Origin of the sequence: Flavobacterium rhamnosi, from assembly GCF_048286515.1 — a bacterium.
Classification (GTDB): Bacteria; Bacteroidota; Bacteroidia; order Flavobacteriales; family Flavobacteriaceae; genus Flavobacterium.
Genome location: NZ_JBLVPS010000019.1, coordinates 41,370 through 58,150, shown reverse-complemented (window position 1 = coordinate 58,150; position 16,781 = coordinate 41,370). Strand labels below are relative to the sequence as shown.

The window sequence follows — 16,781 nt, the reverse complement described above, 5'->3', positions numbered from 1 at the left end:
TTTTTTTTAGTATGTTAAACGCTCTTCTGAATCATGTATTTTTTAGCATCGATTGAACGTAACATCCCAAGCATAGATGTTTAGGTATAGGATTCAAAAATATCTAAATACAAATTAAAAACAAGCATAAATATTTGTTTTTTAATTTATTTTGACTATTTTTGTCAAAACAAAATATGTCTTATGGAAACATTTGGAGATAAAATTAGGGTGGCAAGAGAATCAAAAGGTCTTATTTTAAGACAGGTAGCGTCAGCTCTTGATATTGACCAGGCAATTATCAGCAAATTCGAACGGGGGGATAGAAAACCTTCTAAAGATCAAGTTGAAAAATTTGCTAAGTTTTTTGTTTTAGATAAAAATGAATTGATTACAAGTTGGCTTAGTGATAAAATCGCAAGTACAATTTACGAGGAAGAAAATATTGCAGAAGTTCTAAAACTAGCTGAAGAAAAAGCAAAATACCTAAAAAACTTACACAATGAAAAATAGTATTAAAGTAGCCGAATTGTTTGCTGGTGTTGGTGGATTCAGACTCGGTTTAGAAGGATGGAAAGGAAAATCTGCATCATCAAATTACAGAGAGGATTTTGAATCTCCTTACGAAGTGGTATGGAGTAACCAATTTGAACCCTCTACTAAAGCACAACACGCTTCGATGGTCTATGAAAATCGTTGGGATAAAGCCAAGCACGTGAATAAAGACATAGCTACAGTTGAAGTGTCAGATATTCCAGATCATGATTTATTAGTGGGAGGCTTTCCTTGTCAAGACTACTCTGTCGCAACAACTCTAAAAAACTCTAAAGGTTTAATTGGAAAAAAAGGAGTTTTGTGGTGGTCAATTCACAGGATATTAAGTGAAAAAGAAAACAAACCAAAATATCTTTTTTTAGAAAATGTAGATAGACTTTTAATCTCTCCATCTGGACAAAGAGGAAGAGACTTTGCTATTATTTTAAAAAGCCTTAATGATCTTGGTTATGCCGTGGAATGGCGTGTTGTAAATGCTGCTGATTATGGAATGCCACAGCGTAGAAGAAGAATTTTTATTTTGGCTTATCATAAAACTACCACGCTTTACAATGACATTAAAAACAGTAACACAAATAATTGGATTGTAGAAGATGGTACTTTAGCACAAGCTTTCCCGATTTTAACTGACGATTTATTATTTCCTAATCGATTCAAACTAAATGCTAATATTGTTGAAATTTCTGAAAATTTCAATAAAAACGGAAAGAAAGGAATGTTTGAGAATACTGGTATGATGGTTGATGGAATTGTAACCACGATAAAGACTAAACCTAGTTACGATAACAAGTTTACTATTCTAAGAGATATCATTCAGAATGGAGAAGTGACAGAAGATTTCTATATCCAAGAGAATGAACTTGATAAATGGTTTTATCTCAAAGGTGCAAAAAAAGAGATGAGGAAAAATTCTCAGGGTTTTGAATATAACTATAGCGAAGGAGGTATGATATTTCCTGATTCTTTAGATAAAGCTTCAAGAACCATCATTACTGGTGAAGGTGGTAAATCGGCTTCCCGTTTTAAACACGTTATCCAAACTTCGAAAGGCTACAGAAGGCTCTCCCCAGTTGAATTGGAACGATTAAATATGTTTCCTGATAATCATACCGAACTTAATGGAATTACAGATACTAAACGCGCTTTTTTTATGGGTAATGCTTTAGTCGTTGGAGTTATTGAGAAAATTGCTATATCTTTAAAAAATAAAATTAAAGATAATAAATGGCAGGATACCTTTTCAGTTTAGATAATCAAGATTCATTAAAAGAATGCATTAATAATGGTGTGTATTCAACAAAATTAACAAACCCAGAAAATAATTGGAAAGTTCATCACGAGGGGACTTTTGCCGATTATAGCTCTATGAAAGAAGGTGATAATATCTATTTTTTTATAAAACGAAAAATTTATGGTATAGGATTTCTCATCAATATAAATAATCAATGTAAGTTCTTGAATTATCCAAATGCAAATTCTCCTATAAACCAAAATTACCTTGAAATTAGTGATTCTCTTTTATTAGATCTTGGGTCTGATGAAAGTTTAAATTTGAGATTTATTTGTTGTTTCAAACCATTACCAAATTTTTTTAGTAATGGTATTGATATGGATGAGATACTGTCATCGGCGCCCAATCAATTTAAGATTTTAAGAGCTTTTTGGAAATTAAGCTTCATAAAATTTACTGAAGAAGAAAATCAGGCTTTTAAAAATATTTTGTTAAGAAGAAATCTTGAAGCAATAGACAATCCTAATCCTGATAATATATTTGAAAGTAGGTATGTTGATTTTCATTCAGAAATACAAAGAAAAACTTTAAACAACGATTACTATAGATTATCAATTGCCCCTTTTCTAAATACGATAACTAATGCGGATGCTAGCCTAAGACATGAGATGGCTATTGAGGCTTCCCTCATTTATCAATTATCAAATCAACATCAACCAACTATCGATGTATTTGGTAACTGGGACTATTTATCTCATCAAGTTATTGCGTCACCTTTCAAGCCAATTGACTATATGGATAAAATGGATGTTTTCGGATATAAATATATTCAAAATCAAAAACCTACAATTTCTCACTTTCTGGTTATCGAAATAAAAAAAGGCATAGTTAATTCACAAGATATTTTACAGCTTATGAAATATGTTGATTGGATAAAAAATGAATATGCATTTGGAGACTATAGCATGATTAAAGCTTTCATGATTGGTTTTGGATATACTGATAATGCTTTGGAAACTTTTAAAGAAATAATTGAAAGAAAATATATTCATGGCGTACGCCCTTCTGTTGCAGCTGATTGGAAAGATGTCAAACTTGTTACATATTCTTTCAATGAAGAAGATAATTTATTAGATTTTCAAATTACAGCAGACGGTAATGACTAAAAAAATGAGCTACAATCCAAACGAAAAAAACTCAATTATAGAGTATGCTAAAAGATTAGAAAGTAAAACTTTAAAACAAGTCTGCCATTCTTCTATTGCAGAACATTCTTATTCGGGAAAAGGTAATTTTGGTCAGGTATTAGAGAAATTTTATTTCGGTTATGAGCCCAATTCAAAATCTGAGCCAGACTTTTCTGAAGTGGGAATGGAATTAAAAAGCTCTCCTTTGAAAAAAAATAATAATGATGACTATCGTTCGAAGGAAAGATTAGTTCTTAATATTATTGATTATATCAATGTTGTCAATCAGGACTTTATAAATAGCGATTTTTATAAAAAGAATGCAAACATATTATTGGTTTTCTACTTTCACGAAGCCGGATATGATATTTTGGATTATGAGATAAAGCTTGTTGGTGAATGGTCTTTTCCTTTAACAGACTTAGAAATTATAAAAAGAGATTGGGAAACGATTAATAAAAAAATTACAGATGGCGAAGCACATGAGCTATCAGAAAGTGATACTTTTTATTTAGGCGCTTGTACCAAAGGTGCTAGCGCTAAAACAGTACGACGCCAACCCTACTGTGCAGTTCTTGCAAAGCAACGAGCTTATTCTTTCAAACAAAGTTATGTCAATCATATCATTGCGTCTATTGCAGGCGAAACTAAAGAAAAGTACGGTAAATTAATTACGTCTTTAAGTCAACTTGAAGCGAAATCTATTGAGGAAATTGTCATAGACAAATTCGGGCCTTACTACGGAAAAACTGTTGAGGAAATATCTGAAATTTCAAATATAGAATTAGATATATCATCTAAAAATTTTTACTCTAGAATTACAAATGCAGTTTTAAATATTGAACTTGGCAAAAAAATTGAAGAGTTCGAAAAAGCGGGGATTATAGTTAAGACAATAAGAGTAGAATCCAAGGGATCAATTGAGCAGTCCGTTTCGTTTCCTGCATTTGAATTTGAAAAAATATATAATGAAAGTTGGAGAACAAGTGATTTTAAGGAAATAATCGAAAGTAAATTTTTATTTATTTTTTTTAAAAATGATGGGACGCAGTACTTTTTAGAAAAGGTTAAGTTTTGGAGTATGCCTGATGATGATATTCAAGAGGTGAAAAAAGTTTGGCTAAAAACCAAATGTTTGATTCAAAATGGCAATATCTTCAAAGATTATGGTAGAAATAAGAATGGAGATACAAGACTTTCTAAAAAAGGTAATCCTATTAAATTAAATAATTTACCAAAAATATCCGAGAGTACAGTTTGTCATGTTAGACCTCACGCAACAGATTCTACCCATACATTTCCTTTACCCATAATCGACAAAAAATCAAATGCAACTGTGTACAGTAAACAATGTTTTTGGCTAAATAATACCTATGTCAGAAAGGTGATTTATGTGAAATAAATTCCCTTTGATAACGTTTTAATTCGAACTGCTATGGATCGTTTTACTCCGGAACAACGCTCGAAAATCATGAGTTCCATTCACGGTACAAATACTAAAGACGAAGTTCGTCTTGCAAAAGCGCTATGGCATTTGGGTTATCGTTATAGAAAGAATAATCGGAAAGTTTTTGGCACGCCAGATCTGACCTTTAAAAAATACAAAATCGCAATTTTTGTGGACAGTGAATTTTTCCACGGCAAGGACTGGGCAACTCAAAAAAACCGTATCAAATCCAATACCAAGTTTTGGCAGAAGAAAATAGAAAGGAATATTCAGAGAGATATCGAGGTCAACAACTACCTCACGGCACAAGACTGGAAAATAATCCGTTTTTGGAGTAAGGAAGTAAAAAAAGATCTGGATTCATGCATTAATAAAATACAAAATGAAATCATTCAACGACAAAATTTACTTATCTAGCTTGCAATTTTGTTTGGCAATTACATACTTGTCCGACCCAACAGTTTAAATCCTTAATAAACTGCCTTTTTGGACAATTTTATAATATCGTTAATTTTCTTTTGCTGAATTTACAGAAGCATCTCTATTTAATCCTACGGACTTTTTGTTGTTGTAAACCTCTTGTAAAATATATTTTTTGCCAGATTTACCAATAAATACGATTTCTGTTGCTTTCTCAAACTTCCTGCGATATGTGAAATAAGTATCTGCGTTAGGTTCAATCAATATTAACGCCTCCGCAAACTCTTTTAGGTTAGTAGAGAACAAAACTACCATATTATCGATGTTAGCAGTATATAACTTACTTAGTGCTTTCATCGTCTTTTTTCTTTGGCTTTACAATAGCAGAAAGTACGGAACTGAATTTAGGTTTATCCTTTTCAATCCGTACATCTTCTTTAGGTTTTGGTATGTCGCCTTTCTTTCTTGGTTTATTATCCATTTATTAATGTTTTATACTGTAATCTTTTTGTTGTTCCGTTTGCCAAAGCTACATCAAATTTACTTCCCTCTGATAATACTATATTGTTATATCTAAATGTAAATTCATTCACGTAACGACCTAAATATTTATCGCTTACATGGCGGTAGATACCATCTAAACCTCTTTTTAATAAAGACCAAAAGTTTTCTATGTTATTAGTATGTACATTTCCGCTTACATATTCATTTGCATTATATCTAAAAAAATCTTGGTTGTAATCATTTTTCAATGTTGAATATGCTCTGTATTCGTCAGTAAAAATAGTTGCTCCTGCCTCAACTTTAGCTACCATAATCGGAATCAATGTTTCTCTTTTTGTGTCATTTACAGGAATTGCATAAACTTTTTCATCACGTTCCAAGATGCCCAATACAGGTGTTTTGGTCTTAACACTACGTCCTTGATTATCTGCTGTTCTTTTGTTTTGGTGTTTGTTTTTCTCTTTACCTCTTATATAAGTTTCGTCAATTTCAACTTCATTCGTGAATACTTCCCCGTCTGTTGGGTTGTATGTCTCTCTAATACGTTGTAATATAAACCAAGCTGATTTTTGACTAATTTTTAAATCTCTTGCTATTGACAAGATGAAATTCCTTTTTTATGTGAAGTTACCAAATAAATAGCAACGAACCATTTACGTAATGAGATTTTACTATCTTGAAAAATTGTACCAACTTTAACGCTGAATTTTTTTCAAATCATAACATTTATACGACTTATCTTTTCCTTTTAAATATTTACATTCTCCATAACAATAAGGACATTCAGGCGTGCCGTTCCAGCGAATAGCAGCTAAGTGTTGCTCGCAAATATCAACTGTCGAATCTCTTAAATCTTTAGTGGTTTTCATAGTAGTCTTATTTGATGATATAAATCGATATTTTGACAAAATCAAGTATCTGTGTAATTATTTCGTGATAAAATTACATTTTTAATTTTGTAAAACATTTTTTCTATATATTTGCAAAATGAAAAAGAGGGACACTCTTGTGAAGCTCCCCCTTTTCGGCAGTAACGCAATAGGCTTTTACTCGTATGAAAAGTTTTCCCTATTGCTAATCAATAATCGAATGTCCCGCCTCCTTTGCTAGCTAATGATGCTCGTTTGGTAGCCCTTCATCCCTCGCGGACGGATTAAAGGATGTTAGCGCACCCTTTTAACTGTTACGGTTGTAGTGACCTTTACAGTTCTTTGAACCTGTACCCGTATAGGGACAGTTCTAATAATAACGGTTCTTGTAGCCATTTTTAGTGATTTTAATGTTACATTATTTCATTAAGACAAAGCCTCGAATGTTGTAGCATTCGGGGTTTTTACGTTTGACCCTCCTTATCAGGATTATTTACAAGCTAATACTAAAATTCAAATATTTTAGTTTGTTCTTTATTTTCATCAATTTTATACATATGTTCCGGTTTAGGTTTACCGTTTTCGTCTAACCAACTTTTATTTCCCCAGACAAAAGATTGTTTAGAACTGGAAAACTGATACGCGATAAGATTTTCTATTTTTTCCTTTGCATTAGAAAGTTCAGACGTAACTCTTGAAGTTAATTTTTCAATTCCTCTTGATTTATGAAAAGGCAAAATGATTTCAACTATCTCCTTTTTAGATAAAAACCTATTTTCAGTCTTTAGCACTTCCAACGCCTGCTCTCTAATACTGCCATCTTTTTTAAAGTTGGAATATCTACTTTTATCCGTTTCATTATTAGGATTTTGAACGGAATCAGAATCATTAATATTGTCTTGAATCAATCCGTGTAAACTATACCCCAACTCAGACAATTTTTTATCGACTTCAATTATTCTCTTAGATAATTTTTGTCGCTCATTTATTAAAAGTTCAATTAGAATGTCCATTTTCTTCGTTCTCTATTAGGTTAAACAATATATAATACTTATTTTTGTACAATAAAATAGCCGTTCGCAAATGCGAATCTATTTTTTCCTAAAATTGCCTAATCTTAACTTTCGACGGTGGATTAGGCATTTTTCTTTTACAAATGTATGAAGTATTTTTAAATAACCAAACACAAAACACACAAGAAAAGATTAAAGAAACACACAAGACTATTTTTGTATGTTTTTTGTTATTCCTTAAATCGCTGTAAATACCAGTAAATACGTTACTTATTCGTGTTCTTTACTTGTTTTTTCGATTGCTTTATCAACAGCGTTTTGTTGATAACTTAATGCGAAACGTCAAAATAATACTGCCCTTATTTCAATCAAAATTTAGAAATAAGCGAATATTATTAGTTCTGCATACCTAAAACATCTTCGCTATTGACTTTTTGCATATAGAACTATTTAAATGGCTTTTTGATAGGTATAAAAAAACTTGAAGATAACACTCGGATTTACATCCCATAGGCTTTACGGAAAAAAAATCAAATGAATTGTTATTTTAATACTATAAAACAAAAAAACCACGGAAGCGGTTTGATTTTTATCTTTGGGTTATAGAAGTATATTATTGTCTTAATTCTTATTACTGAGTCATAAATATAAAGCGGCTTCTAATAGATTCTTACAAAATTGGGTCTTACAAGTATATAGTTGGATAATTCGATTTATTTTCCCCTTTACGGTTTCTCTCATTTTTATTAAATTGCTTTAATGTATTTTTGTAAGAAATAATGGCGTAAATTTTTTAAACAAAAAAGATATTAATAGTAGCGATTTAACCCAAAGGGATACTTACAAATAAATAACATTAAACAATTAATCAGTATAAAATGGAAAAATCATTACAAATAAATCGAGATATAATTCTGAAAAATGCAGAGTTAGAGTCTGAATTATCTGACTTGAAACAACATGCAGATAAAATGATTCGTGGCTTTGAAAATTTCAATAACTTTTCTTCAAATAGAGCAATATGGGAGATGGTTCAAAATGCTTGTGATTTAACAAATGATTGTGAAGTAGTTATTGACTATAGTAAAGAAAATTTCTCGTTTAGTCATAACGGTAAACCTTTTACGACAAAAGCTTTAATTTCTCTAATTAAGCAGGTCAGCGGTAAATATGGTGAAGAATCTGATTTGCGAGAAGTGGGTAAGTATGGTACGGGTTTTTTGACAACACATACTTTTGGGAGAAAATTTTTAATCAATTCAATATTAGGAGCTGACAGTGCTTTTTTTGAAATAAAAGATTTTTCAGTTGATAGAAGTCCAAAGGAATGGAAAGGACTTAGTGCTAATATTAAGTTACAAAAGGATAATGTTTACAAGCTTATTAAGGAGGGTACCATTATTTCTAGTCCTGTTAATAAAACAACGTTTACTTATCTTCCTGAAACAGAACAAGAAATAAATTATATAACTGAATCGAGTACAGATTTGGAGGATTATGTTCCAATAGTACTCACAATTAATAATAGGTTAAAAAAAGTAACTATAAAAGACAAAAACGGTATAGAAACTATTTTTGTGAGAACAAAAAAAGGTTCTATACCTAACAGCAAAAATATTAACTTATTTAAGACCGAAATTTCCAGAAATGGAGACAACAAAATTTTATATTCAATTATTGACGAGGATAGCCAGATTGAAGTTATCTTACCCATCAATGCAGAGTTGGAGTTAATACAATTCTCGGATCGTATGGCAAGGTTATTTCTGTATTATCCATTGGTGGGTTCTGAGAATTTTGGTTTAAATTTTATAATTAATTGCAATGAATTCTTACCTACTGAACCAAGAGACGGAATTCATTTAAAGAGTAATAAAGATCAGGTTAAAAATCAAGAGGAAGCAAACAGAAGGATTATTAAAAAGGCTTCTGAACTAATTTTTAGTTTTCTTAAGAGTAATGTTCTTCTCGTTTCCAACCCATTATTATATGCTAAAATAAATTTCAAAAGAACCTCAGAAAATAGCTTTCTAAATGAATATTTCGAAGAATTACAGGAACTGTGGACAGAAGAATTAAAGCAATTACCTATTGTAAGGACTTTAGAAGGCTTTAAGACTGTAGACGAAGCATACTTTTTTAATCAGGAACTGTTAGCTAGCCCTGAAGTTTTTGAAGAAATATATGAAATAGCTTCTCTTTTCTATCAGAATATACCTGTAAAAAATGACATCATTCTATGGAGTAAATTTGTTAATGAATGGACAAATGATGATGTCAAATTTATAGGACATCAGGATTTAGTTTCATTTATATCAAATGAAAACCTCTCCAAGTTCGATGAATCCATTTTAAAAAATTATTATAATAACTTAATTGCCAATGATAAGGTATATTTATTCTCTGAACACACTTTACTTCCAAACTTGGATGGGGAATTTTGTCTGCTTTCTGCCCTGTTATCACCTGAAAATTTAACCTCTACATTAATTGATTTTGGAAAAATTTTAATACCTCATTTTATAGGAAGGTTAGTACATCAAGATTTTATTTTCGAATTTCACTTTGAAAAATTTAATAGAAAAGACTTTTCCAATCGTGTAAAAACAAGATTGGATGAAATGCAAGCTTTAGATTTATTTTGTATGCCTGAAAAACTTAAAAAGGGGCATTTTCATGAAATCGATTTTGATGAGATTAAAACATTAGAGTATGTTTTTTTTACAACACTGCTTAATTATTGCAAACTAAATAATAATCTAAAATCACAAAGTAAACCATCTCAGCTTACTAAAATCATAAGCAAATATTATTCGTTAGAAGATGATTTAATTTATCTGCCTAGGCTTGAATTACAAGAAGAAAATCTAGATATCCGTTCAGCAAGAAAAATATTGGTTAAAGTATTCTTTAATCTTCTTCAACTTCATGATGATGAATGGGTGAAAGATAATATTTTACTGTTATTAGAAATAGCTAACTGCTATGAAGATAGTTTAAAAGAAGTTTATTTAGTGTCAAAAATATATCCAAACCAAGTAAATAAACTAAAAAGCATTAACGATTTAAAAAAAGATCTAAACGTATCAGAAGAAATAAAGGATTTATTCAATAAAGTTACCAAAGACGATATCAGGTCATCTCTTATATATAAACAGTTTAATGATTTTGTGACTGAAGATCGTTTTGTAACTAATAAATATCTTACTACAGAAATTGAAAATATTTTCTTTAATACGGATATTAATGATATTAATGAACATCCGTTTAAAGAAGATATATTAAATATTATATCTAAATTAAGAGATAAACAGTATTCTGATTTATTTCCCAGATTAGATGATAAGAAAGCTAACTTAATGTTAGCAATAGTTACAAATGAAAATACAAAGGATGATATTTTTTCTATTGTTATGCTAAAAGAAGAACAGCTTAAAAAATTAGGCAAATTAATTCAAAATGAAAATTTTGAAGCCATATTGAATAAAGCAGCCGTTGTTTTGCAGCAGGAAGCCGAGAAAAAAACTGATTTCAGACATAAATATGAGATTGGAAGAAATATCGAAAGATTAATCAGAGAGAAATTGTCTGCCGAACTGTTAGACAGGATTACATTTGTCAATCATGAAAAATTAGAAGCATCAGATATACAAGGCGGACAAGATATTGTTGTATTACTTGATAGTAACCCTATTTATTTCATTGAAGTAAAATCTAGATGGAACTCTGTAAATTCTGTATCAATGAGTAAACTGCAATTGCAAAGAGCCGTGGAAGAAAATGACAGATATGCATTATGTTCAGTAGATATATCCCGTTATGTAGGTAAAGGTGATAGATATAATTTATCAATTGAGGAAATTTTGCCACTTACTAAATTTGTAAAAGAAATCGGTAATGATATCAGACCTCTAATTGAAGAAAACCTAAACGCTGAGAAAAATCAAGAGGAATCGATTCACCTTATTGACTATCGTGGTATCATACCTCAAGATATTATCCAAATAGGTGATGACTTTTCTGATTTTATAGAATCTCTGCAATTAGAAATAAGCAAATTCAGTAGTAAACCACATGCCGAACTCAACTAGCATATTTTCTATTGGAACAGCTATTGAAAATAATTCAAGAAATCAAAGATTTTAGTTTTCCTGAAACCAAGCAACCGGACAAATATAAAATTCTATCAGTTTTTTAACGTTAGTATTTTAGTCCATACGAAATCTAATAATACAAAATCCCTAAAACTACAGTCCAAAATAGATTGTAGTTTTTTTATTTAAAAAAGAAAATAAAACCTAATATTGAAATTTCACTAATGAGATTCATTCTCAAAGAACATTTCCGTTACAAACATTACGGGCAATCCATAGGCCTCTCTCCGGTCGGTTGCTTTGTGTGGATATTCCGCTGCAAAGGACGTCACTTTACTCCGAAGTTAATACTTTAACCGAGTGATATTCCGGCACAAAGTGGTTCTTCGTCAATTTTGGTGATTTAGAATCAAGTTGGATAGCACCATTTTTCTTAATAATTGAAAGTGAGCCCTTCCATACATCATTCGTTTGATATTCCTATGTCGATTAGCTGGCCTTGAACTTGGTCCGATACTATATGGGGCAACCAGGGCATTATTAACAGCATCATAATCTCTTATAGATTTCAGCAAAATTTTTGAAAGCTGGATTATCAACCATTTGAGCGGTAACAATCCATTTTGACAACGACCCTGGTTCTTCCTTTCACCAAAATTGATGAAGAACCCGCAAAGTGGACACTATATTCCGGAGCAAAGTATGCCATTCTTATGTGATGTTACTTACTTGCATTTTGTGATAGCTAAATCACAGGACATGAGCAATAAACAATAGATTAACAGGTAGATTTTTTTTTAGACATACTGATGTTAAGCCACTAAGCGAGGTTCCTGATGAACACTACTGGGTTCTCTCTGCTAAGATATAGTTTATTCGTGAAGAAAAAACTTAAGGTGAGCTGAAAATCAGCAATCTCGTCGTAGAGGCTGTTAGTTGCAAGCTTGCTTGATATACAACATGTCTCTTGTTTAATATTTTTCACAGAATCTTTTGAATCTTTTTTAAACACCTATCTTGTTGCTTGTTCGTCAAGTATTCGGTATACCAATCCCTTATTGATATACACCCTTGAATTTTCATGGCCCCGAGCACTTACATTGTATTGATGCAGTAGTGCATTCGGTTCCGGGAGGCTTGGGTATTATAATTTTGAAGTACTGCATCCAGTATATTTATAATGGTTCTTTTGGTATCGATTCGACCATACCGTACCGGAATATCTAATTATCTCTTATTTTTATTTACTATCAAATTAACCAGTTTTGGGTCGTGTATTAGTCGCTCCATTTCAGAATGAATTATATCCTGAATATCTTGTTTTATTTGCAAATAATTACGTTGTATTATTGTGTTGTCAAGTCTGCGTACAAGAGGTATTTCTGTATAATTATCTTCCTCCTTTTTTAGCGCTTCGTAATCATTTACAATTTCACAATGAAAGGTCTTCAATTTAATTTTGCAATCGGGATCATCAGCTACCATACCTACGAACTCCCCTGAACTCAAAGCCGAAATCTTAGAAGGGGGTACTGCGGACTCCAACTGTTTTGAACGGCTAATTGAGGTATCACCACTATTGATCGAAAGGCTTTCTCGATCCTGCATAATCTTCCCAAAACGCTCCGATAATTGTTTGGATGTATCTCCGGTGACTTGTCCACTGATAATGTTTCCTGTGATATTCATAATCACATCCGACTGTTCACGTCCGTAGTCTTTACGCAGCTGACTAAAGTCCTGTATGCCCAAACAGGTAGCTACTTTATTGCTGCGTGCAGTAGCGATTAGACTGTCCATGTTATTAAGGTAAATTGTCGGAAATTCATCAAAAATCAGGCTGGATTTCATCTTGCCTTTTTTATTGACAAGCTTTACAAGCCTGTTTACATATAGTGATAATACTGCGCTGTAAATTTGTATTTTCTGCGGATTGTTACCCATGCATATAATCTTAGGTTCCTCAGGATTATTAATATCTAAAGTGAAGTCATTTCCAGATAAAACATAATAGAGTTTGGGAGAAGACAGCCTTGCCATCGCAACTTTTGCTGAAGCAATTTGCCCTTCCAATTGTTCCATCACATTATTAAGATAAGCATTAACAAAGGGGTTAATGAGCACTTCAATTTCTTTTTCAGTTCTAAGTAAAGTGAACAGCGTATCGTAATCTACTTGCATGAGTTCAATTACGTGAGGAAGCGTACAAAATTTACCGTCTTTATACCGTCTAAGATACCATATAATAGCTGATAAAAAGTTGATAGGAGATTCTACAAAAAAATCACCCTGACGCTTGATCCATTCCCGATTAAGTCCCATTAAAATTGTTCGTGCGGACTCGGAAGCATCTGTAATATCTTCCATGCTTTGGGGGTCGAGCGGGTTACAGCGATGCATAATATTGTCAAAATTTATAAAGTAACATTTGGGCATTACTTTATAAACATCTTTGTATTTCTCAAAGGTATTGTAGACTATCTTGGATAAGTCATCATATTTAAAATCGTAAACAAACATGCTGAACCCTTTTTTGATATGTTGGGTAATTACATGCCGAATTACAAAGTACGATTTTCCGGAACCAGGAGTACCCAGAACCAACAATCCCCGAAAAGGATTAATGATGTTTATCCAACTGTCTCTTACCTTATCCTTTAAATGATATCGGGCTGGCAGGTTGATGGAATACTCATTTTCCAATAGTCTTTCTTCTTGAGGGAAAGTTTCATTTTCCGTATTAAAAATATCCTTGTCGTTAAGTCTATTTTTTATAATACGCGATAGTAATGTACCACCAGAAAGAATTAGAAGAAAACCAACTGAAGTAATTGTTATATAAGTAATTGCTTCGTGCATCATTTCTGTTTTCAGATGTAATGAAAGGTAGCTTATAAAGTAAATAAATGCCCCCGTAATAATGTAAGTAAAAGCAGTTTTAGAATTCAGATTTTCGTCTTTTCTTCCCTTAGTGCCTATTAGTGAGATTGTTAAAAAACCAAGGGCAAAAAGTTTGGATTTATGAAAATTGTTGAATAATCCTGTGTTTTGGATATTGCCTAGAATTGTATCACTGAACTCGCTAACAAGATGCCACTGCCTAAAAGCTGCGTAGCAATAATAATAAAAATGAATCACTAGAATAACAATGCTGATTAGTCTTGTCATATCCAAGATTTTTCTCAAAGCCTGTTCGTTTTCTCCAGTCTGTATAGCCATAATTATATGTTTTATTGATTATTGAACTGTCCTCGTCTTTTTTTCTTCTTTCCTTTAAGTTGGTATGGAACGTAATTCACTATATATTCAGGTTGGGTAAGTATATCCACTAATTGTCCTATTATAGTATTGGATTCGACGTATTTATCATTCTGGAAATCATTACCAAACAGGGTTGGAATGATTTCCGAAGTAGGTTTTTCAAATGTGATTCGCTGTGATTTTTCACTATTTAAAATTTTTCTTTTTTGTTCCTCTGAACTAATGGATGCACAACGTTCCTGAATCGCTTTGGCACTGTATTGCTTACCCAGCGTACTGCCGTTAAAAACACATTTTGTCGTATGGTCTACGTAGGTAATCCCATAAAGAAGCCCTTCATTATTTTTTCTAAAAACAGTATTTATTCCGTCTTTTTCCAGTGTTTTTACTAGTTCCATAAGCGATAGTTTCGTGCCTAAAAATGCAATATCAATGGCGTTTTTTACCCTGCTCTTAGCGGAAGTTTGATCGGTAGGAGTGGATGCAAATTTTTCCTCTAAAAATTTTAGAGTTGGCTTGTTATAAAAGTCACTGGCTTTTATGGGGACACCAATAGGTTTACCGTTTTCATCGAGTATCCGATAGACCAATCCTTTTGCTTGAAATATTTTTGAATTTTCATTGCCTCTGTCCGCCAAAACATTGTACTGTCGTAACACTGCATTGAGTTCTGCAAGGCTGGAATATTTATAAGAGGAAAGCACATCAGTCAAAACATTTGTAATGGCCCTTTTAGTATCGATTCTACCATATTGCACTTTTCTTGCATCAACGGGTTTTAGTTCAAAAGCCTGTTTTGTTTTATGGCTCTCCGCTGCGACAAGCTCAAAGGTCTTTTCTATTTCTTTACGTGCTTTTTCGGATTGATTGCAACCAATATTCTGCATGTCAATCCTGCTGCCATCTTCCTGAACTTTAATCGAAACTAGGTGGATGTGCGGATGTCCCGCATCATTGTGTTGATATACCAGATAGGGCTGTTTTCCGAAACCTATTTTTTCCATGTAAGTATCAGCAATCGCCATCAGTTTTTCTTTGGATAAAGTTTCCGATGTATCAAAATTCAGGGAAATATGAACACTGTTTCGGGTTACATTTTCATTGAGTTCCGCTTGTTTTAGCAAGCGGTTCAGTTTCATATTGTGTGTCATTTTATCACAGTCAATAGGATAATTTCCTGCCCCGATACATTCCGCAACGGCTTCCTTTACCTTATTTTCATTGTAATTAAAAATACGGTGGATGGAGTGTCCTGTCTTGATTACTGCAACCATGTTTCCGCAATTTTTTGAATATGCTTTTTAACCTCATCTACTTTGTTGAAAAGGATTATTTTCTCCAACTCATAAGTAATTAACCAGTTTTTAAATTCGGCTATTTGTTGTAAGGTGTGCAACTTTTTTACAGCCTGGTTAAAGTTGTTGCCGATACTGTTCAGTTCGCTTCTTAATCGCATCGATTCCGACATAAACTCATCCAAAGATTGATTCCTGTAAGTGGTTACAATAGGCTTGTCGAAGATACTGCGCCGCACATAATCACTAAGCTTGCGGCAAGTACTGGCTTTCCATTTCTTTTCGATTTTTGCATATTCTGTGGGTGTTAGTCGCAGCCCAATTATGCGTGTCCTGTTTGAATTTTCTGTTTCCATTATTTATCATTTTCATTGTTTTCAAACTCTTTTTATCCTTTCAGTGTCACTGCCCACGAGTTCCGAGTGTAGGGGCAGCAAGATATCGGTTGTTTAACAACCGGACATCTTGCCGATTGTAGGAACGTGGCAATCTTTTAACTTTTCAAAGGATATGGCTAATATAGAAATAGTGTTTGACATAAACAATCCTCCCCGTATTTTGCGTAGACATGACTTAGATAAAAAACTGGATGATTTAGTTTTTGATTCTGTTGAGCAGCCCTTAAATATTTCTTCTAGGGATGTTTTTAAGGCCTTTAGGACATATTAAAGCTGTAAGAATATTTGTTTTAAACGTCTTTGAAAGTGTACGCTCCCTTATGACCAATACTAAAAAGAATGTTCCTAAATAATTACAATATCTTGAATAAGGGAGCGTACTTTTTCAAAGGAATGCATTTTAATTAATGTGCAAAATTCTGACTGTTTTCAGGAAGGTTTTTGCACATGATTTGAAAAAAATTACAGCAATCAAAAATCATTTAATAGTTTCTTGAAGTAAAGAAATGGCTATCCATTGTGATATTT

14 protein-coding genes are annotated in these 16,781 nt (G+C 32.3%); 6 read left to right on the top strand and 8 right to left on the bottom strand.

Annotation, left to right across the window (positions count from 1 at the left end):
• Positions 1-183 precede the first annotated feature (183 nt).
• From ACNQGN_RS14470 to ACNQGN_RS14450, 5 genes are read left to right on the top strand one after another with little or no spacing between them, the layout of a single operon-like run.
• The gene (locus ACNQGN_RS14470) at positions 184-492 is read left to right on the top strand and encodes a helix-turn-helix domain-containing protein (RefSeq protein WP_417988535.1); all 309 of its coding nucleotides are present in this window, start codon (positions 184-186) and stop codon (positions 490-492) included.
• Positions 482-1,783: a DNA (cytosine-5-)-methyltransferase gene (gene dcm, locus ACNQGN_RS14465; RefSeq protein ID WP_417988534.1), complete on the top strand. Its 1,302-nt coding sequence runs from the start codon at positions 482-484 to the stop codon at positions 1,781-1,783. Before ACNQGN_RS14470 ends, dcm begins: the two co-directional genes overlap by 11 nt.
• The gene (locus tag ACNQGN_RS14460) at positions 1,759-2,931 is read left to right on the top strand and encodes a hypothetical protein (RefSeq protein WP_417988533.1); all 1,173 of its coding nucleotides are present in this window, start codon (positions 1,759-1,761) and stop codon (positions 2,929-2,931) included. The genes dcm and ACNQGN_RS14460 overlap by 25 nt, the downstream gene beginning before the upstream one ends.
• A complete protein-coding gene (locus ACNQGN_RS14455) occupies positions 2,924-4,354 on the top strand; it encodes a Sau3AI family type II restriction endonuclease (RefSeq protein WP_417988532.1) in 1,431 nt (476 codons plus the stop codon). Before ACNQGN_RS14460 ends, ACNQGN_RS14455 begins: the two co-directional genes overlap by 8 nt.
• A 33-nt stretch (positions 4,355-4,387) precedes the next feature.
• Entirely contained in the window at positions 4,388-4,816 is a 429-nt protein-coding gene (locus ACNQGN_RS14450) for a very short patch repair endonuclease (RefSeq protein ID WP_417988531.1), read from the top strand.
• 90 nt (positions 4,817-4,906) lie between these two features.
• Here the strand turns inward: ACNQGN_RS14450 and ACNQGN_RS14445 are convergent, their stop codons facing one another.
• From ACNQGN_RS14445 to ACNQGN_RS14425, 5 genes are all read right to left on the bottom strand, one after another.
• Complete coding sequence (locus ACNQGN_RS14445; protein ID WP_417988530.1) at positions 4,907-5,176, bottom strand: hypothetical protein; 270 nt, start codon at positions 5,174-5,176, stop codon at positions 4,907-4,909.
• Positions 5,160-5,300 carry a hypothetical protein gene (locus ACNQGN_RS14440; RefSeq protein ID WP_417988529.1) on the bottom strand — a complete coding sequence of 47 codons (141 nt, stop codon included), beginning with the start codon at positions 5,298-5,300 and terminating at the stop codon, positions 5,160-5,162. Before ACNQGN_RS14440 ends, ACNQGN_RS14445 begins: the two co-directional genes overlap by 17 nt.
• Positions 5,293-5,925: an IS1595 family transposase gene (locus tag ACNQGN_RS14435; protein WP_417988528.1), complete on the bottom strand. Its 633-nt coding sequence runs from the start codon at positions 5,923-5,925 to the stop codon at positions 5,293-5,295. Before ACNQGN_RS14435 ends, ACNQGN_RS14440 begins: the two co-directional genes overlap by 8 nt.
• Positions 5,926-6,018: 93 nt before the next feature.
• A complete protein-coding gene (locus tag ACNQGN_RS14430; RefSeq protein WP_417988527.1) occupies positions 6,019-6,192 on the bottom strand; it encodes a transposase in 174 nt (57 codons plus the stop codon).
• 506 nt (positions 6,193-6,698) lie between these two features.
• Positions 6,699-7,205, bottom strand: coding sequence for a hypothetical protein (locus ACNQGN_RS14425; RefSeq protein WP_417988526.1), 507 nt, complete (start codon positions 7,203-7,205; stop codon positions 6,699-6,701).
• Positions 7,206-8,083: 878 nt separating this feature from the next.
• Between ACNQGN_RS14425 and ACNQGN_RS14420 the strand changes: the two genes are divergently transcribed.
• Positions 8,084-11,296: a sacsin N-terminal ATP-binding-like domain-containing protein gene (locus tag ACNQGN_RS14420; RefSeq protein ID WP_417988525.1), complete on the top strand. Its 3,213-nt coding sequence runs from the start codon at positions 8,084-8,086 to the stop codon at positions 11,294-11,296.
• 1,230 nt (positions 11,297-12,526) lie between these two features.
• On the opposite strand, the gene mobC is transcribed toward ACNQGN_RS14420, so the two are convergent.
• The 3 genes from mobC to ACNQGN_RS14405 are packed head-to-tail and all read right to left on the bottom strand — an operon-like array spanning position 12,527 to position 16,211.
• Positions 12,527-14,518 (bottom strand): conjugal transfer protein MobC, encoded by a 1,992-nt coding sequence (mobC, locus tag ACNQGN_RS14415; RefSeq protein ID WP_417988524.1) that lies wholly within the window; start codon positions 14,516-14,518, stop codon positions 12,527-12,529.
• Positions 14,519-14,529: 11 nt separating this feature from the next.
• On the bottom strand, positions 14,530-15,834 hold the full coding sequence (locus tag ACNQGN_RS14410) for a relaxase/mobilization nuclease domain-containing protein (protein WP_417988523.1): 1,305 nt from the start codon (positions 15,832-15,834) through the stop codon (positions 14,530-14,532).
• Positions 15,822-16,211: a plasmid mobilization protein gene (locus ACNQGN_RS14405; RefSeq protein WP_417988522.1), complete on the bottom strand. Its 390-nt coding sequence runs from the start codon at positions 16,209-16,211 to the stop codon at positions 15,822-15,824. The genes ACNQGN_RS14410 and ACNQGN_RS14405 overlap by 13 nt, the downstream gene beginning before the upstream one ends.
• Positions 16,212-16,781 lie beyond the last annotated feature (570 nt).